The sequence below is a fragment of the Marinibaculum pumilum genome, from assembly GCF_042646425.1.
Lineage (GTDB): Bacteria > Pseudomonadota > Alphaproteobacteria > Ferrovibrionales > Ferrovibrionaceae > Marinibaculum > Marinibaculum pumilum.
This window is the reverse complement of record NZ_JBHRTR010000034.1, coordinates 371,710-391,578: the sequence shown is the minus strand read 5'-3', so window position 1 is coordinate 391,578 and position 19,869 is coordinate 371,710. Positions and strand designations below refer to the sequence as shown.

Sequence of the window (19,869 nt, the reverse complement as noted above, 5' to 3'; positions counted from 1 at the left end):
ACCCGGGCCCGCCCGGTATCCGGTACGGAACCCTGGGCCCTGCGGGCCTTTCGGGTCTGCCGCTCCGCCTTGTCGTAGCGGCGACGGCCTTGGCATCCCGTCTCCCCGCGCGCGGCGGCGGCGACGCGATTCTCTCATCCCTGCCGCGCGGCTCTTCAGGCCGCTTCCAGCATGTGGATGTCTTCCGGCGCCCAGCTGGCGAGCACCTTTTCCCCCTCCCGCACCGGGGTGCGGAAGAACTCGTGGTCGGTTTCCTGCACCACGAACTCCTCGCCGCTGCCGACACTGCGGATGACGGTGATCTTCACGAACGAGCCCTGATACTCGATGGTCTGCACGACACCGGGGATCATGTTGCCCTGGTTGCCGCTGGCGGCGCTGTCGAACGGCTTCAGATGCACCTTGTCGCGGCGCACGGTGAAGGCGACCCGCGCGCCCACCAGCAGGTCGGTCGTGCCCAGCAGGAAGCGGCCGCCATTCTCGCCATGCACCTCCGAGATGGTGTCGCCGACCGAGACCACGCGCCCCTTCAGGATGTTCCAGCCGCCCATGAAATCCGCGACATAGGCGTTCTTCGGCTTGTTGAAGATCTGCTCCGCGGAACCGGCCTGGCTGATCACGCCCTGGTCCATCACCACGATCATGTCGGCCAGGGCCAGGGCCTCCGGCTGGGTGTGGGTGACATGGATGAAGGTGATGCCGAGATCCGCCTGCAGGCGCTTCAGCTCCGCCCGCATCTGCAGGCGCAGGAATTCGTCCAGCGCGGACAGCGGCTCGTCCAGCAGCAGCACCTTCGGGTTGGTGATCAGCGCGCGGGCCAGCGCCACCCGCTGCTGCTGGCCGCCGGAGAGCTGCGCCGGCAGGCGCTTCGCCAGATGGGTCATCTGGACCTTGTCCAGCACGTCCATCGCCTTTTCGCGGCGCTCATCCTCGCCGACACCCTTCATCTGCAGGCTGAAGGCGACATTGTCGACGACCTGCAGGTGCGGGAACAGCGCATAGCTCTGGAACATCATCGCCGTGCCGCGGGTACCGGGCGGCTTCTGGTTGATGATGTCGCCGCCGATGGTGATCTCGCCATGGGTCGGCGTCTCATGGCCGGAGATCATCCGCAGCAGGGTGGTCTTGCCGCAGCCCGAAGGGCCCAGCAGGCAGCAGTAGGAACCGTCCTTGATGGTCAGGCTGACATCGTCGACGGCTGCCAGGTCGCCGAAATGCTTGGACACATTGATGATCTGTACTTCGCCTGACCCTGCCATCCTGTTCTCCTACGCTGTGCGGCTTCCACGGACGCGGAATGCCACGGACCTGTCCCGGCACGGCCGGTCGGCGGCGCGACGGCGCCGGGCCGACCGGGTCTGCCCGGCTCTGCACGGACCGCACGGGCTGCGGCGGTCCTGAATACGCGTGCCCCGGTCCCGATCGGCAAAGCATGCCGGTGCGGCGGCCGGTGTCCTGACCCTAGAGCGAACAGCTTGATGGCCTGCGCCGGGATACCCGGCACGAGCGTCCCCTAAGCGGGTTTGTTCTTGTCGTTGTCTGTACGGCGTTGGACCGGAGTGTAGGCAGGAGAGCGGATGCAGGTCAACGCATCGCAATCGTATGCAATTTCCCCGCAGGAAAGACGCGGTCGCGGTCCGCCGGGCCGCCGCATCCGCCCCCGCGGCCAACTCCTCCGCCGCCCTGACGCACACGCGCCTCATGCGCGTTTCGGCCGGAACAGGGGCGGAAACGCGTCCGGCGGCGATGCCGGCGGCGTGGTGCGCGGACAGCGCCCCGGCACCACCCGGAAATGATCCATCGCCTCCGCCAGGCCAAGCTGGTTGCAGAACATCCGGAAGGCCAGCACCCGCTCCGGCTGGTCATGGCGGAAGACCACGGAAACCAGTTCGCCAAGCGGCCGGCCGGACCGGTCCAGCAGCGGCCGGGGCACGTGATGCGCCGCCAGCCAGCCCTCCAGCGCGCGGCGCAGGCGGACTGCCTCCCGGTACTGGTCGGTGAGCGGATTGCGCCCGGCCGGCAGCCTGAGGAAATAGTAGAGCCAGCCTTCCGGCGGGCGGGCGGCCGGCGCAGCCGTGCCATCGCCACCGGCCGGCCCCTCCCCCTCCCGGGGCTGGGCCGGCCAGAAGCCCGGCATGACGGGCGGCACCGGCCCGCCGCAGAAGGACATGACCCTGGCCGTGCCGTCCGGCGCCTTGCCCGCCCCTACTCTGCCGCGGCCGGGCGCTGTGCCCGCAGGTCCTGGCGGCGCTGCTCAGTCGCAGCGGCATCGAGGCGCAGCTTGTCGTCCAGCACGACGCCATAGGCCTCGTAGGCCCAGTCGCGGCTGCAGAAGTCGTCCAGCACGTCCTCGCGGACCTTCTCCGCCGGGCGCTCCAGCGGATCGCCATAGCCGCCGCCGCAGGGCGCGTAGAAGGCCATCACGTCGCCGGCCTTGGTCTGCAGGCCGGAGAACTTGGCTTCCACCGACTTGCGGCCGGACGGGTCGTCGGCGTTGTAGATCTCCACCTTGCCGCAGGCGCCCGGCGTGCCGCCGAACACGCCCCAGGGGGTGTCGTCGTGGCGGTCGTTCTCATGCGTGATCGAGCCCGGGGTCAGCAGCCGCTGCGACTTAACCACGCCGATGCCGCCGCGATAGCGGCCCGCCCCCGGCATCACGTCGTCGCGCAGCTCGTAGCGGTCGCAGACCATCGGCAGGTGCATGCCCAGGTCCTCGATCGGGTTGTTCCGGGTGTTGCACATCAGGTTGTCGATGCTGTCCGGCCCGTCGGAATGCGGCCGCCCGCCATAGGCACCTTCGTTCACCTCCAGGAAAACCCAATAGTCGCCGGAGGGGCGCACGCCGGAATAGGCGGCGAAGGACAGGCTGGCGGAATTGCCGGCATTGACCCGCTCCGGGATCACCGGGGCCAGCGCCCGCAGGATGCAGTCGATCATCCGGTTGCACTGGCAGAAGCGGGCCTCCGCCGCCGCCGGGAATTCCGGGTTGAAGATGCTGCCCTTCGGCGCGGTCACCTTGATCGGCCGGAACGAGCCCTCGTTGGCGCGCACCTCGGTCTCGGAGGTGTAGCTGTCCAGCAGCAGCGCCCGGAAGGCGAAGAAGCAGGCGACCTTCGTCGACCCTTCGAACGGCACATTGAAGCCGGTGGGCACCTGGTCGGCGGAGCCGGTCAGGTCGACCTCGACCTCGTCGCCCTTGATCCGGACGCAGACCTTGATCGGCAGATGCACACCGCGGTTGCGGCCGTCATCGTCCATGAACCCTTCCGCGAAATACTCGCCGTCGGGGATCTCGGCGATGCGCTTGCGCATCAGGCTTTCCATGTTGTCCATCAGCTGGTCGGCCGCCGACAGGACGACATCCTTGCCGTACTGGTCCATCAGCTCGCGGAAGCGGCGCTCGCCCAGCCGGGCGGAGGCGATCTGCGCGTCCAGATCGTCCATCGTCTGCTTCGCGGTGCGGCTGTTGTACTTGATGAACTGCCAGATGCCCTCGTTGCGCTTGCCCTTCTCGTACAGCTTGATGCCGGCGAACAGCATGCCCTCGGCGAAGACGTCGGGAATGTCGATGATCAGGCCCGGGGTGGCGGAGCCGATATCGACATGATGCGCGGTGTTGGCGGAGAAGCCGACCAGCTCGCCCTGGTAGAAGACCGGGATCACGATCGCGATGTCCGGCGAATGGGAGGCGCCGTAATAGGGGTGGTTGTGGATGATCACGTCACCCTCGTGCCACTCGCCGCCCTGCAGGCTTTCCTGGATGCCGTGCAGGTAGCCCGGCAGGGAGCCGATATGCAGCGGGGTGGAGTCCGACTCGCACAGGGTCTGGAACTTGGCGTCGAACAGGCCGGCGCCCAGGTCCTGGCTCTCCCGGATGATGGAGGAGAAGGACATGCGGTACAGCACATGCCCCATCTCCTCGGCGATGGTGTGGAACGCACCGCCGATGATCTGCAGGGTCACCGGATCCACGTCCACCGTCTTGTGCGCCACAGGCGTCATCTCGTTCATGCTGGTTCTCCTTCCGCCCGCCCGGGCCGGCCGTGCCGGCAGCGGTGCATCCAAGTCCCGCGTTTCCCCGATCCTCTCCCGACCGCGCCGCCGCTCAGGTGCGGCTGACGATCAGGTTGGAATAGTCGTCCACCTTGGCGACATAGCCCGGCGGCACCAGGGTGGTGGAATTGTGCTGGATCACCACCGCCGGGCCGGGCACCTGGTGGCCGGATTTCAGCTTCAGCCGGTCGTAGCGTGGCGTTTCCAGCTTCTCGCCGCTGTCGAAGATCGTCTCCCGCGAATAGAGATAGGCCGGTTCGATCGACGTTCCATTCGCCGCCTCCAGCCGCGGCCATTTCAGCGCCTCGACATTCGCCGTGGCGATGATCCGCAGGGTCATGATCTCCACATTGCCGTCGTCGAAGGCGTAGCCGTAGTCCATCCGGTGCTGTTCGTGGAAATTGTTCATGACCACCTGCTTGTTGTCCATGGTCAGGGCGCCGGCGGGCATTTCCGCCCGCAATTCGAAGCCCTGGCCCTGGTAGCGGCACTCGGCGATCCGGGTGAACTGGTGGGCGGCGGCCGGCACGCCGTCCTGCTCCAGCTGGCGGGCGGCCTGGGCGGTCAGGTCGTCGGCCGCCTTGTTGATGGCGTCCAGCTGGTCCTGGGTGGCGCTGTTCAGCACCGCCAGCACCGACCGGGTGAACTCGTACTTCATGTCGGTCACCAGCAGGCCGATCGCCGCGGTGATGCCCGGCGCCGGCGGCACGATCACCTCCCTGGCGAACACCGCCTCCGCCAGCGCGGTGCCGTGCAGCGGGCCGGCGCCGCCGAACGGCATCAGCGCGAAGTTGCGCGGGTCGATGCCGCGGGCGACGGAGTTGGAACGGATCGCCAGCGCCATGTTGGAATTGATGATCTTGATGATGCCGAGCGCGGCATCCTCCAGGCTCATGCCCAGCGGCTGCGCGATCCTGTCGTGGATCGCCTTGCGCGCCAGGTCGAAGTCGATCGGCAGGTCGCCGCCCAGGAAGCGGTCGATGTCCAGCCGGCCCAGCACCACCTGCGCGTCCGTGACGGTCGGCTCGGTGCCGCCCTTGGCATAGCAGGCCGGTCCCGGATCGGCGCCGGCCGACCGCGGGCCGACACGGAACATGCCGGCCTCGTCCAGATGGGCGATCGAGCCGCCGCCGGCGCCGATGGTGATCATGTCGATCATCGGCACCAGCACCGGATAGTCGCCGACATAGGTGTCGCGCGGATTCTTGATCTTGATGCCCGTCTCCGGGATCGTGCTGATATCGGCCGAGGTGCCGCCGATATCCACGGTGATGATGTTGGGCTGCCCCGCCATCTCGCCGAAATAGCGGCCGCCGATCACGCCGCCGGCCGGTCCGGACAGCAGGATGGTCACCGCCTTTTCAGAGCAGGTCTCGACGGTCGCGATGCCGCCGTTGGACTGCATCACCCGCAGTTCCGCCTGGATCCCCTTCTCCTGCAGGCTCTTCGCCAGGTTGCGCAGGTAGCGCGAGGTGCGCGGGCCGACATAGGCGTTCATCGCGGTGGTGGAGAAGCGCTCATATTCGCGGATCACGTCCACCACCTCCGACGAGGTGCAGACATAGGCGTCGGGCATGCCTTCCAGCACGATCTCCTTCGCCCGCTTCTCGTGGCTGTCGTTCAGGAACGAGAACAGGAAGCAGATCGTCACCGCCTCCACGCCGTTCTCCTTGAACTTCTCCACCGCGGCGCGGACCTCGTCCTCCGCCAGCGGCGTCTCGATCCGGCCGTCCGGCGGCAGCAGGCGCTCGGTGATCGGGATGCGGTTGCGGCGCTTCACCAGCGGCTTGGACTGCCAGGGCACGTCGAACTGGATGGAGAAGTTGTGCGGCCGCTTGTGGCGGCCGATATGGATGATGTCGCGGAAGCCGCGGGTGGTCAGCATGCCCACCTCGGCGCCGTTATGCTCGATGGTGATGTTGGTCGCCACCGTGGTACCGTGCACGATCAGGCTGACGTCCGACGGGCTGATGCCGCCGATCTCGCAGATTTCCAGGATGCCCTTAAGGACGCCGATGGACTGGTCCGCCGGCGTGGACGGAACCTTGTGCACGAACACCTTTTCCGGCTCGATCTCCAGGATCAGGTCGGTGAACGTGCCCCCCACGTCGACGCCGATCTTCGCCATCCCGCTTCTCTCCTCGACAGATCCAGACTGTTACTGAACTCAGGTTGCCACGACCGCCCGCGATCCCCGTTCCACTAGTCGCCGGCGGACTCCTCATTGCGACGCAGGCGGTCCAGAACGTCGGCCAGCGGCTCCACGTCGCCGAACTTCGCGTCGATGTCGAACAGGTTCCATTCCACCACGCCGAGGGTGCGGTCGCCGACGCATTCGCGCACGACGATCGGGCGGAAGCCCTCTGCGATCGCATCCTCGACGGTGTGGCGCACGCAGCCGGCGCAGGTCACCCCGGTGACCACCACGGTATCCACCCCCAGCGCCTTCAGCATGCCGGACAGGTAGGTCCCGTGGAAGGCGCTGGCGCGCTTCTTGACGATGACATGCTCGCCCTCGGCGGGCGCGATGCGGTCGTCGATGGCGACCTCCGGCGTGCCGAGCTGCAGAAGCTCCGCCGGGATCTTCTTGTGCCACAGGCCCATGTCGGTGTTGTCGGAGCCGGTCACCGCATAGGCCGTCGTGGTGTAGACCACCGGCAGGCCGCGGGCACGAAAGGCGGACAGCAATGCCTGCACGCCGGGGATGATCACGTCCATGCCGTCGCAGGAGAAGGCATGGCCGGGCCGGGTCCAGGCATTGGCCAGGTCGATATTGACCAGCGCCGGCTTCGCGCCCCAGCCGATCCGGCGCTGAAAGCCGCGACCGGCATAGAAATCGGAATCGAGCGCGAAGACCTGCTCCAGGACCTCCTGAAGCTCCTCCCGGCTCAGCTGCGGGCGGCCGGACGCGGTCGGCAGCCGGCTCATCGCAAAGTCCCCCGGATGGTGGTTGCGGCGGGCAGGCCGCGACGGCATACGAATGCAGCGGTCGCAGCGGGCCACCCGAAGGGCGAATGACTGGTCATTGTCACGTGACAGGCGCTCCGTCTGATGCGGACTTGCGTGAGTTTTCGCCTGCGGCGCTCTCCCCAGGCCGGCAATCTAACGCGACCGCCGACGCCCGGCAATCAGCATACGCACGGAACCAGCGCCGCGGCAATCGAGCCGGGCCGGCCCCTAGGCGCCACCGCCCGGGGCCGCCTGCGGATGCCGGCAATGCCAGTCGGTCACGGTCTGGAAGGCATGCCCGGCCCGCACCAGCACGGCCTCGCCCAGCTGCGGGCCGACCAGCTGCATGCTCAGCGGCAGGCCGTCGGAATCGAAGCCGTTCGGCAGGGTGATGGTCGGATTGCCGGCGAAGTCGAACGGCGCGGTGAAGCGCAGAATCGAGGTCAGGATGCTCGGATCCTCGCCATATTCCCCCATCTTCACCAGGCTGGGGATGGTCATCGGCATGGTCGGGATCAGCATGCAGTCGATGCCGCCGAACATCGTCTGCAGCGCCTCGGTGAAGGCGAGGCGGTCGAGCCAGCCCTTGCCGGCGTCGATGCCGCTGGTCTGCCGGCCCTCGTCGATCAGCTGCGCCAGTTCCGGCCCGTATTCCGATGCCCGGGCGGGATAGGTCTCCAGATGCGCGATCGCCGTCTCGATCGCGCACATCCGGATCCACTGCGCGACCAGCGGCTCCGATTCCGGGAAGGCGATGTCGACGATGCGCGCGCCCAGGCTTTCGAAATGCGCTATCGCCGCCTCCAGGGCGGCCGCCATCTGCGGATCCACGCCGTCCAGCGCGTAGCGCCGGTCGACGCCGATCCGCAGGTCGCGGATGCTGCGGCCGACCTCCGCCATATAGTCGGGGACGGGTGCGTCGATCGAGGTCGGGTCGTTGACGTCCCAGCCGGCGATCGCCTGCAGGATCGCGGCACAGTCGGCCGCGGACCGGCACATCGGCCCGACATGGTCCAGCGAATCCGCCAGCGCGAAGACGCCGTGCCGGCTGACCCGGCCCCAGGTCGGCTTGATCCCGGTCAGACCGCAGGTGGCGGAGGGGAAGCGGATCGAACCGCCGGTATCGCTGCCCAGCGCGCCGAAGCACATGCCCAGCGCCGTGGCGACGCCGGAGCCGGTCGAGGAGGAGCCGACCCAGTAGCCTTCGTTCCAGGGGTTCGGCGGATAGGGCACGTCCGGGTGATGGCTGGTATAGGCGCCCTCGGTCATCGACAGCTTGCCCAGCATGACCGCCCCGGCGACCTCCAGCCGCTGCACCACCGTGGCGTCGAAGGGCGCCATGAAGCCCCTGTGAATCGTGGTGCCGGCGGTGGTCGGCGCATAGGTGGTGTAGCAGAGGTCCTTCACCGCGACCGGTACGCCGTGCAGCACCCCCTTCCGGATGCCCTTCGCGATTTCCGCATCCGCCTGCGCGGCCTGCTGCAGTGCCCGTTCGGCGCAGAGATGCAGATAGCAGGTATAGTGCGGATCCAGCTCCGCGATGCGTTCCAGGATGGCCTCGGTCACGCCGACGGAACTGACCTCGCCGCGCCCGATCGCGGCCGCGACCTCGGTCAGATTCCTGTAGTGCAACGGTTCGCCCGCCATGCCTGCCCCCTTAAGTTCCTGCGCGCTTGCGAGAGCGGGATACTGGCATCCTGCGGTATGTCGGCGCCAGTGCCCGATCGCAACCGTACTTGCGGGCATACCAAGAAGCGGAGCTGTGCGGTCCCTAGCCGCCGAAGGAGATCGTCGCCACCGCGCGGCCCATCCGGTCCTCCGGCCAGGGCGCCGGGGCCTCGGGGGCGGCCGCCGCACCGTCGACCATCGTGCCCATCCCCTTGGTCAGGGTGACGGTGCCGCCGGCATTGGTCACCGTCACCTCGCCGTCCAGCACGATCACCCCGTAACGGCCGTCCAGCGGCCCGCCCCAGACGGTGGTGCCGCGGATGCCCAGGGTGCCGACCGGGGTGTCGATGGTGACGTCGCCGCCATGCGGCTTCTCGACCTGGCCGCCGACGAACAGGAAGGCGCCCTGCACCACCTCCAGTGCCAGGGAGCCGCCGCGCGGGCCCGGTTCGTAGACGAATTCGTCGATCCGCAGAACGGCGTTCTCGCCCAGCGTGATCTGCGTCTCATCGATCAGGGTTGCCTGCAGGCGGGCATCCGCCCCGGACCGCAGCAGGTCCTGGAAATAGACCGGGCTGCCATCGGCCAGGGTCCGCTGCCCGGCGCCCTGCTCGGCCAGAACGGTGTTCTGCACCTTGTCCACCGCGCCGATATCCTGCCCTTCCGCCCGGGCAGATGCGGCACCGACGACCAGCAGGAGGCCGGCGCACAAGGCCCCGGCCAGACTTCTCGTGGCGACTGGCATCGATTTCATCCTCCTTTGACGGTTTCCGGCCCTGGCTTGCCGCAGACCGGCGGGCCGCATCAGGCCACGGCGCGCCGGCCGGACGACCGGTCCCGCAGCCAGCGGCCTGCGGCCTCCGGCGGCATCGGCCTGGCGAACAGATAGCCCTGCCCCTGGCCGCACCCCATCTCCGCCAGCAGGGCGGCCTGCTCCTCGGTCTCGACCCCTTCCGCGATGGTGGGAATGACCAGATCCTCGGCCAGTCGCAGAATCGTCTGCACGATCTTGCGGCCGTTCTCGCCATGGTCGAAAGCGGCGATGAAGTTGCGGTCGATCTTCAGGGCGCCGATCGGCAGGCGGTGCAGATGGCCGAGGCTGGAATAGCCGGTGCCGAAATCATCGATCGCGACATCCACGCCCATCTCGCGGCAGCGGTGCAGGCTGTCGCGCACGCGATCCGGCTGCGCCAGCATCAGGCTTTCCGTCACCTCGATCTTCAGCCGCCCTTCGGCGTCCGGCCGGCTTGCCAGGCAGGAGGCGATGAAGCCGGGAAAGTCCGGGTCCTGCAGGTCGGCGACGGAGACGTTGACGGTGACATAGACCTGCGCCGCCGAGGCTGCCTCGGTCAGCCGGAGCAGATCATCCAGGGCGCGTGGCAGCGCCCAACGGGTGATCGCCGTGATCAGCCCGCTGGTCTCCGCCCGCGGGATGAAGTCGGCCGGCGGCAGCAGGCCGCGCTCCGGATGGTTCCAGCGCGCCAGGGATTCGAAGCCCAGCACCCGGCGCTCCGCCAGTTCGACGATCGGCTGGAAATGCAGGCAGAGCTCGCCGCGGGCGATGCCCTTCACCAGGTCCTGCTCCAGCCGGATATCCGCCATCGCGCTATGCTCGCCCGTGCCGGGTTCCGGGCCGGTGGCGGGCACCGGCGCGTCGGATGCGGCAGCACGCTCGGTCCTGGCCAGCTGCGCCATGGTGGCGCGCAGCCGGCCGGAGAGCACGTCCACCACCATGCGCAGGACCGGGTCCGCCGCCGCCAGCCGGTGCGACAGCCGGTCGGCGGTCACGACCAGAAGACGGGAATCCTCGATTGCCGTGGCGGTGGCGGAGCGGGTGCTGCCGTCCACGATCGCCATCTCGCCGAAGATCTCGCCGCGTCCCCGCATCGCCACCCGGCGGGACTGCGCCGCATCCTGCAGGGAGATCGCGATGCGCCCTTCCTCGACCACATAGGCGCAGTCGCCGGCATCGCCCTGCCGGAACAGGACCGTCCCTGCGGGCACGAATATGCTGTCCTTGGATGGCACGAACTGCGCTTCCCTGTCCGCCCCGCTCATTCAGGCCTGCGGCCCGGGCATGGTCCCGCAGTCTGGAATATCGGGCCTAACAAATAGTTTCAGCACCATCTGTCCATCCCGCTGATGTAAAACGGTTGCCGGGAAAGGCCAGCCGTGTCGTCGCCGCGGCCTGCCGGGCTGAACAAGCCCGATGGCCTGCAAAGACCCCTGAAAGACCGACGAGAAGCCTTGTCGCGCCGCTACCGATACCTGACCCTGCTGGCCGGGCTGCTGGCCCTGGCCGCTTTCGTCGTGCTGCGCGTCGCCCTGCCGCCCCCGTTTACGGCCCTGCGGGAAGCGGCGTTCGACCTGCTGCAACTGCAGGCGCCGCGACAGGAACGCCCGGTTCCGGTGACGGTCGTCGATATCGACGACACCTCGCTGGAACGGGTCGGCCAATGGCCCTGGCCCCGGGACACCCTGGCCCGGCTGATCGCGCAGCTGGACGGGATGGGTGCGGCTGCGATCGTCCTCGACATTCTGCTGTCGGAGCCGGACCGCGCCTCCCCGGCCCGGCTGGTTGCGGACTGGCAACGCCGCGGCCTGCTTGACCTGTCGCTGGCGCCGGACGCGATGCCCGACTTCGACCGCGACCTGGCGGCGACGATGGCGGCGGCCCGGGTGGTGACGGGTTTCGGCCTCACGCCGCGGCCGTCCTCCCGCGCGCCCGCGATCAAGGCCGGCTTCGCCGTCATCGGCCCGGATCCGATCGGCGGCCTGTTCGCCTTTCCCGGCGCGGTCACGAACCTGCCGGTGCTGGAGGCAGCGGCGACGGGCAATGGCAGCTTCAGCCTGGTCGGCGGCGATGGCGGAATCGTCCGCCGCATCCCGCTGCTCTCCGCCTTTCGGGGCGAACTGGTCCCCTCCCTGGCACTGGAGGCATTGCGGGTCGCGCAGCGGCAGGAGACGATCGCGGTGCGGACGGCACCGCCCGCATCCGCCCCGTTCGTCGACGGGCCGGGCATGCTGCTCCGGGTCGGCGGAATCGAGATCCCGGTCAACAGCGCGGGCGAGTACTGGCTGCATTTCCGGCCGGCTGGCAGCGGCCGGATGCTGCCGGCATGGCAGGTGCTGGACGGGCAGGTGCTGGACGGGCAGGCGGACATCGCCGCCCGGGTCCGCGGCCATATCGTCCTGATCGGCACCAGCGCCGTCGGCCTGTCCGACCTGCGCACCACGCCGGTCAACCCGTTCGAGCCGGGGGTCAATCTGCACGCCCAGGCCCTGGAGCAGATCCTGACCGGGGCCCATCTGGTGCGCCCGCCCTGGGCGCCGGCCGGGGAACTGGCGTTGGGCCTCGCCGGCGCCGCCATTGTCCTGCTCTGCGCCGCCTGGCTGCGTCCGGCCGTGGCGCTCGGCCTGTTCCTGGCGCTGGCGGCGGCGCTGGGCCTCGGCGCCTTCGGGCTGTTCACCGGCGCCCGCCTGCTGCTGGACCCGGTCACCCCGGCTCTCGCCATGGCCACCGCCTTCGCCGCCGCCAGCCTGACGCGCACTGCCCTGGTGGAAGGCGACCGGCGCCGGCTGCGCCACGCCTTCGCCCACTACCTGGCGCCGGAGATGGTGCGCGCCATCGCCGACCGGCCGGACCGGCTGCGTCTGGGGGGCGAAAGCCGCTCCATGACCTTCCTGTTCACCGACCTGGAGGGCTTCACCCGCTATACGGAACAGGCCGACCCTGCGGAGCTGGTGGAGGTGATGAACGCCTACCTGTCGGAGGTCTGCGGCATCGTGATGCGCCATGGCGGCACCATCGACAAGATCGTCGGCGATGCGGTCCATGCCATGTTCAACGCGCCGCTGGACCAGCCCGACCATGCCGACCGCGCCGTCGCCTGTGCGATCGAGATCGGCGCCGCCACCGACCGCTTCGCCGCCGCGCAGGCCGACCGGGGCCGGTCGATCGGCATCACCCGGATCGGGGTCAATACCGGCCCGGCGGTGGTCGGCAATTTCGGCGGCGCCGGGCGCTTCGACTACACCGCCCATGGCGATGCCATCAACACCGCCGCGCGGCTGGAGGCGGCCAACAAGCCGCTGGGGACCCGGATCTGCATCGCAGGCGCGACGGCGAAGGCGTGCAGACGCTTCGCCTTCCGTCCGATCGCGACCCTGCTGGTGAAGGGACGCAGCACCGGGATCGAAACCGTCGCGCCGGTGGCGGCGGAGACGGAGGCGGTGCGCGCCTACCGGCAGGCCTTCGAGACGCTGGCGGCCGGCGGGCCGGATGCCGGCGCGGCAATGCTGGCCCATGCCGCCGCCCATCCCGACGACCCGCTGGCCCGGCTGCATGCCGCCCGCATCGCCGCAGGCGAAACCGGCACCGTGGTCAATCTGTCCTGATCAGTCCCGCCAGCAGCAGGACATAGGCGAAATGGGTCAGCTGGTGCAGCGCCTGGTCAGCGCCCAGCAGCCACCAGAAGCGCGGCTCCGTCGGCGGCGTGCCGCGGGAGGCCAGCGCCTTGCCGCGGTCGATGCCGGCATGGACGGCAATGTCGACCAGGGCCAGGAACCAGAACTGCGGCGCCGCGACCAGGGCGATGGCCAGGGTGCCGGCGGCATGGATGCCGACATGCGTCGCCAGCGGCCGCAGCCAGCCGGCACTGCGTTCCTTGCCGCGCGCCATCCATGTGGTCTGCAGCAGGAAGTCGCAGAGGAACTGCTTCGCCACGAAGGCGATGTAGATGGCGATCAGGGTGGCGAAGCCGTCGGTCATCCCGCCGTATAGTCCGGCGCCGCGCCGCTGGCAAAGGCCCTATGCTGGGTGGCCCGCTGCGGCGCGGCGGCCGGTGCGACGGTGGCGGTCGTCAGCTGCCGCTGTCCGCGTAACGTTCCACCAGAAGGAATTTCTGCACCTTGCCGGTCGGCGTGCGCGGCAGGGGCTCGTCGGCGAACAGCACCGTCTTCGGCGTCTTGAAGCCGGCCAGGCTCTGCCGGCAATGGGCGATCACCGCCTCCTCCGTCAGGCCGCCGCCGGCCTCGCCGCCACGGACGATCAGGGCGGTCACCCGTTCGCCCCAGAATTCGTCGGGCAGGCCGAAGACGGTGGCGTCGGCGACCCCGTCCAACGCCAGCAGGCAATCCTCGACCTCCGCGGCATGCACGTTCTGGCCACCGGTGATGATCATGTCCTTCAGCCGGCCCTTGATGAACAGGAAGCCGTCCTCGTCCATGAAGCCCAGGTCGCCGGTATGGACATAGCCGCCGCGGAAGGTCTCCGCGCTCTTTTCCGGGTTGTCGAAATAGGCGGTGACGGTGGCGGGCGAACGGCCCACCACCTCGCCCAGTTCGCCCGGTGCGGCGCGGCTGCCGTCGGCGCGCTCGATATGGATGTCGGCGAATGCGAGCGGCACGCCGACGGACTCCGGCTGCACTTGCCGGTCCAACGGCGTGGTCATCACAAGCGCGCCGGTCTCCTGCATGCCGTAATATTCGTACAGCGCGGGGCAGAGCTTCTCCGCCACCTTCTGGCGCAGGCTGGGCGGAAACATCGCCCCGGCGAAGACCAGGCCGCGCAGGCACGACAGGTCGCGCCCCTCCAGGCTGGGCTCCGCCAGCAGCATCGCCGCCATGGTCGGCACCAGGTTGAGGATCGTGACTTTCTCCGCCTCGAACAGGCGCAGCGCCTCGGCGGGGGCGAAGTCCGTCAGCACGTTCCGCGCCCCGAACATCAGCCCGGCCGCGATCCAGGCATAGCCGACCCGGCCGAAGGCGGGAAAGACGGTCATCATCACGTCGCGCGAGGTGGTGTCCATGCCCTCGAACATCGGGCTGATCGCGCAGTTGTTCAGATGGGTCAGGCGATAGGCCTTCGGCAGGCCCGTCGTGCCGGAGGTCAGGTTGAAGTAGAACGGGTCGGCCTCCGCCACCTCGACCTCCGGCGCCGCGGCGGAGGCGCCGGCCAGCAGGTCCTCGTAGGGCCTCGCCCAGTCCGGAGCGTCGTCGCCGATGGCGACGAACTGCGCGACCTGCGGCAGGGCGGCGCGGACCCCCTCGGCGGCCGCGGCGAAGCGGGTCGCGAACAGCATCGCCTTCGCCCCCATCGACTGCATCAGGGCAACGATCTCCGCCGGCGCCAGGCGATAGTTCAGCGGCAGCCCGACCAGGCCCAGCTTGGCGATGGCGAAGTAGGCCTCCACCACCTCCGCGCGGTTGTTGCACAGGAAGGCGACGCAGTCCCCCTTTGCCAGACCCAGCCCGGCCAGGCCGTTCGCCAGCCGGTTGGCGCGCGCGTCCACCTGGCGGAAGCTGAAGCGCCGTCCGGTGCCGGCGCAGGTGATCGCCTCCCGGTCGCGAAAGCGCATCGCCGCCACCGCGGGGATGCTGCCCGCCACCATGCGGCCGAGCGCACGGCCTTCAGCCGGTGCGTTGATGGCGCCGCTATCGTTGCTGTCCATTGTCGTTCCTCCCGTTGCGCGCCGCGCCGGCACATTCAGCGTCCGGCGAATTTCGGCGCGCGCTTCTCCACGAAGGCCGCCGCCCCTTCCTTCAGGTCGTCGGTGACGAAGGCCTTGGTCTGCGCCTCGGCCTCGCCGTCCAGCACCGCGTCCAGGTCGGCGGTCCAGGCGGCCTCGCATTCCGCCTTGATCAGCGCCATGGCGATCGGCGGGCCGGCGGCCAGCTTCGCCGCTACGGCCAGCGCCTCGTCGCGCAGGGCGGCATCGTCGACGCATTTCCAGATCAGCCCCCATTCGGCGGCCTGTTCCGCCCCCAGCGGTTCGCCGGTCAGGGCGAGCGCGCGGGCCCGCGGCGCGCCGATCGCCTGCTGCAGCAGGCGCGAGGTGCCGCCGTCCAGCACCGCCCCCAGCCGCACGAAGGACAGGATGAAACGGGCCGAACGGGCGGCGATTACGATGTCGCCGGACAGGGCGACCCCAACCCCGGCGCCCGCCGCGGCGCCGTTGACCGCGGTGACGATCGGCTTGCCGCAACCGCGCATCTTCGCAATCAGCGGATTGATGGAACCGCGCATCTTCTCGCCGATGCCGGCACCGCGGTCGAAGGTGTCGCCGCCGAACTGGGCGCCGGCGCAGAAGCCGCGCCCCGCCCCGGTGATCACGACCGCCCGCACCCCGTCATCTGCCAATGCCGCATCCAGCGCATCCTGCAGGCCGGTCATCAGGTCTGCCGCAAGCGCGTTCATCTGGTCGGGATTGTTCAGGGTCAACAGCGCCACCGCGCCGTGCCTTTCCGTCAGGATCATTGCCATCGTTCGTTCCTCCATTTGGCGGCCGGCCACGGCCCTATGCCTCAGCGACCTTTGCCTTTGCCGGCACGCGCCGGACCGCCAGCCCGTCCACCAGCCGCTCGACGAAGCCGTCGGCGATTTCGTCCACCGACAGCGGACCGTCCGGGCTGTACCAGGTGCCGATGCCGTTCAATGCGCCGGTGATCACGAAGCCGGCGACCTTCGGGTCGCAGGGGCGGATGGATCCGTCGGAGATGCCGCGCGCGATCTGCTCGCGAAAGGCGGCGTCGATGCGGCGCTTGGCGCGACGGATGTCCGCGCGCGCTTCCGGCGACAGTTCGCGGTCGTCGAACCGCACCAGACACTGGCCGAAATCCTGGGTGATCACCTTCGCGTAGGAGCGGATCAGGGCCCGCAGCTTCTCCAGGCCCGAGCCGTCGCGGGCGGCGATGTCGGCGATGCCGGCCTCGTACATCTCCCGCCCCAGGCGGCAGCATTCGAACAGGATCTCGTCCTTGCTGCGGAAATAATTGTACAGCGCCGGCTTGGTGATGTTCAGCGCGGCAGCGACCTCTGCCAGGGAGGTGCGGTGGACGCCGTTCTCCAGGAACAGGCGCACCGCCATGCGCAGCACGGCTTCCTTCTTCCGGCCGCGGGCCCGGCGCCGGTCCTCGAACGGGATCCAGGGCTGAACCTCCACCCCCGTCGCCGTCCCTGCCTCGCCCTCTTCGTCCGTCACCTGTCCTCCGGTCCTGTCTTGACGCTCATCGTCGGCGATTATATTACCGGTGGGTCATTTAATGTCCACGGGGTAATCTTCTCCGGGACCACGGACGGGAGGGAACGGCATGGATCCGAAGGTCATCGTCGCGGGGGTCGGCATGATCCCCTTCGCCAAGCCGGGCGCCAGCGCGCCCTATGACGAGATGGGGACGGAAGCCGCCCGCCTCGCCCTGAAGGATGCGGGGATCGGCTACGACCTGGTGGACCAGGCCTATGCCGGCTATGTCTATGGCGACTCGACGGCCGGCCAGAAGGCGATCTATCCGCTGGGCCTGACCGGCATCCCGATCGTCAATGTGAACAACAACTGCTCGACCGGCTCCACGGCGCTGTTCCTTGCCCGCCAGGCAGTGGCCAGCGGCGCCGCCGACTGCGTGCTGGCGCTCGGCTTCGAACAGATGCGCCCCGGCGCGCTGGGTGCGATCTTCAACGACCGGCCGAGCCCCTTCGTGGAGTTCGACAAGGTCACCGACCGGCTGGTGGGCAACGAGGAAATCCCGCTGGCACTGCGCTATTTCGGCGGTGCCGGCCTGTCGCATATGGAGAAATACGGCACGAAGCTGGAAACCTTCGCCAAGGTGCGGGCGAAGGCCAGCCGTCATGCGGCGAACAACCCGCTGGCGCTGTTCCGCAAGGAGGTCACGGCCGACGAGGTGATGGGCGCGCAGGTGATCTGGCCCGGCGTGATGACCCGCTTGATGGCCTGCCCGCCGACCTGCGGCGCGGCGGCCGCGATCCTTGTCTCGCCGGAATTCGCGAAGCGCCACGGCCTGGACGCCTCCGTCGGCATTGCCGGCCAGGCGATGGTCACCGACCTTTCCTCGACCTTCGACAGCGACGACATGATGAAGGTCGTCGGCTACGACATGGCGAAGGATGCGGCGGACAAGGTCTACGACCAGGCCGGCATCGGGCCCGACGATCTGGACGTGGTGGAACTGCACGACTGCTTCGCGCAGAACGAACTGATCACCTACGAGGCGCTGGGCCTCTGCCCGGAAGGCGGGGCGGAGAAGTTCGTCGAGGATGGCGACAACAGCTATGGCGGCAAGGTGGTCACCAATCCCTCCGGCGGGCTCCTGTCAAAGGGCCATCCGCTGGGCGCCACCGGCCTGGCGCAGTGCTACGAACTGACCCGGCAGCTGCGCGGCACCGCCGGCACCACCCAGGTGGAGGGGGCGGCGACGGCCCTGCAGCACAATCTGGGCCTGGGCGGCGCCTGCGTCACCACCCTCTATCAGCGGGTCTGAGGCGGCGATGGTCGACCAGTCCGCCGTGGGGCGCAGCTTCGCCCCGGTCCACGCGGTCGTGGAGCCGGGGCGCCTGCGCTTCTTCTTCGACACGATCGGAGAGACGAACCCGGTCTACCGCGACCCGGCTGCCGCGAAGGCTGCCGGCCATCGCGGCGTGCCGGTGCCGCCCACCTATCTCTTCTGCCTGGAAATGATGGATGCCGAGAACCCCTTCGCCTTCCTGGAGGATCTGGGCATCGACCTCGCCCGGGTGCTGCACGGCGAGCAGAGCTTTGCCTATCACGCACCCGTGGTGGTCGGCGATGCGCTGACCTTCGCCTCCACCATCACCGGGGTGGCGGAAAAGAAGGGCGGTGCCCTGACCATCGTCGACGTGGCGACCAGGGTGACCAACCAGGACGGCGCCCATGTCGCCGATGCGACGCGCGCCATCGTGGTGCGTAATTGAGGAGGCGGCGATGACGAACCAGATCGCGGTCGGCCAGAAGCTGGTATCGAAGAGCTTCCCGCCGATCACCCGCCACCGGCTGGCGCTCTATTGCGGCGCCTCCGGCGACCACAACCCGATCCATGTCGACATCGATTTCGCGAAGAAGGCCGGCTTTCCGGACGTCTTCAGCCACGGCATGCTGGTCATGGCCTATCTGGGCAATGCCCTGACCGACGCGGTGGCCCCCGACCGGATCCGCAGCTTCTCCACCCGCTTCCAGGCGATCACCCAGCTGGGCGCGAAGCTGACCTGCGAAGGGGTGGTCACGGAGCTGTTCGAGGAAGGCGGCGAGCGACGCGCGCGCCTGTCGCTGACCACGAAGGACGAGGCGGACGAGGTGAAGCTGGCCGGCGAGGCCGTCGTCGCGCTCGGCTGAGGCGGCGCGTCGTTCCTGTCATCCCGGCCTTGAGCCGGGATCCATTCCGCCAGCGGCTGGGCGCTCCGCGGCTGGCGGAATGGGTTCCAGGGTCAGGCCCTGGAACGACGGGAGTCGGCTGGGGCGGCGGATTTCAACTTTGTCATCGCGGCGGCCGGATCGGGCCGCCAGCAGCATCTGGGGAGGCACAAACATGGGCAAGCTGGACGGCAAGGCCGCGCTGGTCACCGGCTCCGGCCGCGGCATCGGGCGGGAGATCGCGCTGAAGCTGGCGAGCGAGGGCGCGAAGCTCGTGGTCAACGACCTGGACGAGGAGCCGGGCAATGCGGTGGCGAAGGAGATCGCCGATGCCGGCGGCACCGCCATCGCGGTGAACGGCAGCGTCACCGCCGCCGGCTTCGCCGACCGCTTCATCGCCGCGTCGATGGAGGAGTTCGGCGGTGTCGACATCATCGTCAACAATGCCGGCTATACCTGGGATGCCACCATCCAGAAGATGACCGACGAGCAGTTCCAGGCGATGCTCGACGTGCATCTGGTCGCCCCGTTCCGCATCCTGCGTGCCGCCGCGGAGCCGATCCGCGTGATGGCGAAGAAGGAGGCGCAGGAGGGGCGCGAGGTGTTCCGCAAGGTGGTGAACATCTCCTCCATCGCCGGTCTGTACGGCAATGCCGGCCAGGTCAGCTATTCCTCGGCCAAGGCTTCCCTGATCGGCATGACCCGCACCCTGTGCAAGGAATGGGGCCGCTACAAGGTGAACGTGAACTGCGTCGCCTTCGGCCTGATCCGCACCCGCCTGACCCAGGCGATCGAGGACAAGCAGGCGACCATCGATGTCGAGGGCCGCGAGATCAAGGTCGGCGTGCAGCCGCAGCTGCTGCAGACCATGGACGCGATGATCCCGCTGGGCCGGGGCGGCACGCCGGAGGAGGCGGCCGGCGCCGTCTACCTCTTCTGCACCCCGGAATCGAACTATATCAGCGGCCAGGTCGTGGTCTGCGGGGGCGGCATCCTGATCTGACGAACCCCGGTCGCTCCAGGCCATAGGTCTGGA

At 68.9% G+C, this 19,869-nt stretch carries 17 protein-coding genes; 5 read left to right on the top strand and 12 right to left on the bottom strand.

The features are described 5' to 3' along the window. Positions 1-155: 155 nt before the first annotated feature. From ACFOGJ_RS21655 to ACFOGJ_RS21620, 8 genes are all read right to left on the bottom strand, one after another. Positions 156-1,259 carry an ABC transporter ATP-binding protein gene (locus ACFOGJ_RS21655; RefSeq protein WP_379904481.1) on the bottom strand — a complete coding sequence of 368 codons (1,104 nt, stop codon included), beginning with the start codon at positions 1,257-1,259 and terminating at the stop codon, positions 156-158. 440 nt (positions 1,260-1,699) lie between these two features. After that, a complete protein-coding gene (locus tag ACFOGJ_RS21650; RefSeq protein ID WP_379904479.1) occupies positions 1,700-2,170 on the bottom strand; it encodes a hypothetical protein in 471 nt (156 codons plus the stop codon). Positions 2,171-2,205: 35 nt separating this feature from the next. Then, the gene (locus tag ACFOGJ_RS21645) at positions 2,206-4,011 is read right to left on the bottom strand and encodes a hydantoinase B/oxoprolinase family protein (protein WP_379904477.1); all 1,806 of its coding nucleotides are present in this window, start codon (positions 4,009-4,011) and stop codon (positions 2,206-2,208) included. Positions 4,012-4,105: 94 nt separating this feature from the next. Then, on the bottom strand, positions 4,106-6,181 hold the full coding sequence (locus tag ACFOGJ_RS21640) for a hydantoinase/oxoprolinase family protein (RefSeq protein WP_379904475.1): 2,076 nt from the start codon (positions 6,179-6,181) through the stop codon (positions 4,106-4,108). 74 nt (positions 6,182-6,255) lie between these two features. Continuing rightward, positions 6,256-6,981, bottom strand: a complete 726-nt coding sequence (locus tag ACFOGJ_RS21635) for an isochorismatase family protein (RefSeq protein ID WP_379904473.1) — start codon at positions 6,979-6,981, stop codon at positions 6,256-6,258. A 249-nt stretch (positions 6,982-7,230) separates the two neighbouring features. Beyond that, the gene (locus ACFOGJ_RS21630) at positions 7,231-8,649 is read right to left on the bottom strand and encodes an amidase (protein ID WP_379904472.1); all 1,419 of its coding nucleotides are present in this window, start codon (positions 8,647-8,649) and stop codon (positions 7,231-7,233) included. 124 nt (positions 8,650-8,773) lie between these two features. Beyond that, positions 8,774-9,415 (bottom strand): FecR family protein, encoded by a 642-nt coding sequence (locus tag ACFOGJ_RS21625; RefSeq protein WP_379904470.1) that lies wholly within the window; start codon positions 9,413-9,415, stop codon positions 8,774-8,776. Between the two features lie 59 nt (positions 9,416-9,474). Beyond that, the gene (locus tag ACFOGJ_RS21620; RefSeq protein ID WP_379904468.1) at positions 9,475-10,728 is read right to left on the bottom strand and encodes an EAL domain-containing protein; all 1,254 of its coding nucleotides are present in this window, start codon (positions 10,726-10,728) and stop codon (positions 9,475-9,477) included. A 189-nt stretch (positions 10,729-10,917) separates the two neighbouring features. Here ACFOGJ_RS21620 and ACFOGJ_RS21615 point away from each other — a divergent pair, with 189 nt between their 5' ends. Further along, positions 10,918-13,068 (top strand): CHASE2 domain-containing protein, encoded by a 2,151-nt coding sequence (locus ACFOGJ_RS21615; protein WP_379904466.1) that lies wholly within the window; start codon positions 10,918-10,920, stop codon positions 13,066-13,068. Here ACFOGJ_RS21615 and ACFOGJ_RS21610 read toward each other — a convergent pair. The 4 genes from ACFOGJ_RS21610 to ACFOGJ_RS21595 form a co-directional block, all read right to left on the bottom strand. Next, positions 13,055-13,441, bottom strand: coding sequence for a DUF3307 domain-containing protein (locus tag ACFOGJ_RS21610; RefSeq protein WP_379904464.1), 387 nt, complete (start codon positions 13,439-13,441; stop codon positions 13,055-13,057). The genes ACFOGJ_RS21615 and ACFOGJ_RS21610 overlap by 14 nt on opposite strands. A gap of 91 nt (positions 13,442-13,532) precedes the next feature. Further along, on the bottom strand, positions 13,533-15,122 hold the full coding sequence (locus ACFOGJ_RS21605; RefSeq protein ID WP_379904462.1) for a class I adenylate-forming enzyme family protein: 1,590 nt from the start codon (positions 15,120-15,122) through the stop codon (positions 13,533-13,535). A 35-nt stretch (positions 15,123-15,157) separates the two neighbouring features. Beyond that, a complete protein-coding gene (locus ACFOGJ_RS21600; protein ID WP_379904460.1) occupies positions 15,158-15,934 on the bottom strand; it encodes an enoyl-CoA hydratase-related protein in 777 nt (258 codons plus the stop codon). 34 nt (positions 15,935-15,968) lie between these two features. Continuing rightward, on the bottom strand, positions 15,969-16,652 hold the full coding sequence (locus tag ACFOGJ_RS21595; protein ID WP_379904458.1) for a TetR/AcrR family transcriptional regulator: 684 nt from the start codon (positions 16,650-16,652) through the stop codon (positions 15,969-15,971). 109 nt (positions 16,653-16,761) lie between these two features. On the opposite strand from ACFOGJ_RS21595, the gene ACFOGJ_RS21590 reads away from it, so the two are divergent. The 4 genes from ACFOGJ_RS21590 (at position 16,762) to ACFOGJ_RS21575 (ending at position 19,836) form a co-directional block, all read left to right on the top strand. Further along, positions 16,762-17,946: a lipid-transfer protein gene (locus ACFOGJ_RS21590; protein ID WP_379904456.1), complete on the top strand. Its 1,185-nt coding sequence runs from the start codon at positions 16,762-16,764 to the stop codon at positions 17,944-17,946. A 7-nt stretch (positions 17,947-17,953) separates the two neighbouring features. Then, positions 17,954-18,397 (top strand): MaoC family dehydratase N-terminal domain-containing protein, encoded by a 444-nt coding sequence (locus ACFOGJ_RS21585; protein WP_379904454.1) that lies wholly within the window; start codon positions 17,954-17,956, stop codon positions 18,395-18,397. Between the two features lie 10 nt (positions 18,398-18,407). Next, entirely contained in the window at positions 18,408-18,815 is a 408-nt protein-coding gene (locus ACFOGJ_RS21580; protein WP_379904452.1) for a MaoC family dehydratase, read from the top strand. Positions 18,816-19,008: 193 nt separating this feature from the next. Continuing rightward, positions 19,009-19,836, top strand: coding sequence for an SDR family NAD(P)-dependent oxidoreductase (locus ACFOGJ_RS21575; protein ID WP_379904450.1), 828 nt, complete (start codon positions 19,009-19,011; stop codon positions 19,834-19,836). Positions 19,837-19,869 lie beyond the last annotated feature (33 nt).

Excerpts from the sequence above, each read along its gene's own strand:
- ACFOGJ_RS21655 (WP_379904481.1), bottom strand. The coding sequence starts at position 1,259 with ATGGCAGGGTCAGGCGAAGTACAGATCATCAATGTGTCCAAGCATTTC.
- ACFOGJ_RS21650 (WP_379904479.1), bottom strand. The coding sequence starts at position 2,170 with ATGTCCTTCTGCGGCGGGCCGGTGCCGCCCGTCATGCCGGGCTTCTGG.
- ACFOGJ_RS21645 (WP_379904477.1), bottom strand. The coding sequence starts at position 4,011 with ATGAACGAGATGACGCCTGTGGCGCACAAGACGGTGGACGTGGATCCG.
- ACFOGJ_RS21640 (WP_379904475.1), bottom strand. The coding sequence starts at position 6,181 with ATGGCGAAGATCGGCGTCGACGTGGGGGGCACGTTCACCGACCTGATC.
- ACFOGJ_RS21635 (WP_379904473.1), bottom strand. The coding sequence starts at position 6,981 with ATGAGCCGGCTGCCGACCGCGTCCGGCCGCCCGCAGCTGAGCCGGGAG.
- ACFOGJ_RS21630 (WP_379904472.1), bottom strand. The coding sequence starts at position 8,649 with ATGGCGGGCGAACCGTTGCACTACAGGAATCTGACCGAGGTCGCGGCC.
- ACFOGJ_RS21625 (WP_379904470.1), bottom strand. The coding sequence starts at position 9,415 with ATGCCAGTCGCCACGAGAAGTCTGGCCGGGGCCTTGTGCGCCGGCCTC.
- ACFOGJ_RS21620 (WP_379904468.1), bottom strand. The coding sequence starts at position 10,728 with ATGAGCGGGGCGGACAGGGAAGCGCAGTTCGTGCCATCCAAGGACAGC.
- ACFOGJ_RS21610 (WP_379904464.1), bottom strand. The coding sequence starts at position 13,441 with ATGACCGACGGCTTCGCCACCCTGATCGCCATCTACATCGCCTTCGTG.
- ACFOGJ_RS21605 (WP_379904462.1), bottom strand. The coding sequence starts at position 15,122 with ATGGACAGCAACGATAGCGGCGCCATCAACGCACCGGCTGAAGGCCGT.
- ACFOGJ_RS21600 (WP_379904460.1), bottom strand. The coding sequence starts at position 15,934 with ATGGCAATGATCCTGACGGAAAGGCACGGCGCGGTGGCGCTGTTGACC.
- ACFOGJ_RS21590 (WP_379904456.1), top strand. The coding sequence starts at position 16,762 with ATGGATCCGAAGGTCATCGTCGCGGGGGTCGGCATGATCCCCTTCGCC.
- ACFOGJ_RS21585 (WP_379904454.1), top strand. The coding sequence starts at position 17,954 with ATGGTCGACCAGTCCGCCGTGGGGCGCAGCTTCGCCCCGGTCCACGCG.
- ACFOGJ_RS21580 (WP_379904452.1), top strand. The coding sequence starts at position 18,408 with ATGACGAACCAGATCGCGGTCGGCCAGAAGCTGGTATCGAAGAGCTTC.
- ACFOGJ_RS21575 (WP_379904450.1), top strand. The coding sequence starts at position 19,009 with ATGGGCAAGCTGGACGGCAAGGCCGCGCTGGTCACCGGCTCCGGCCGC.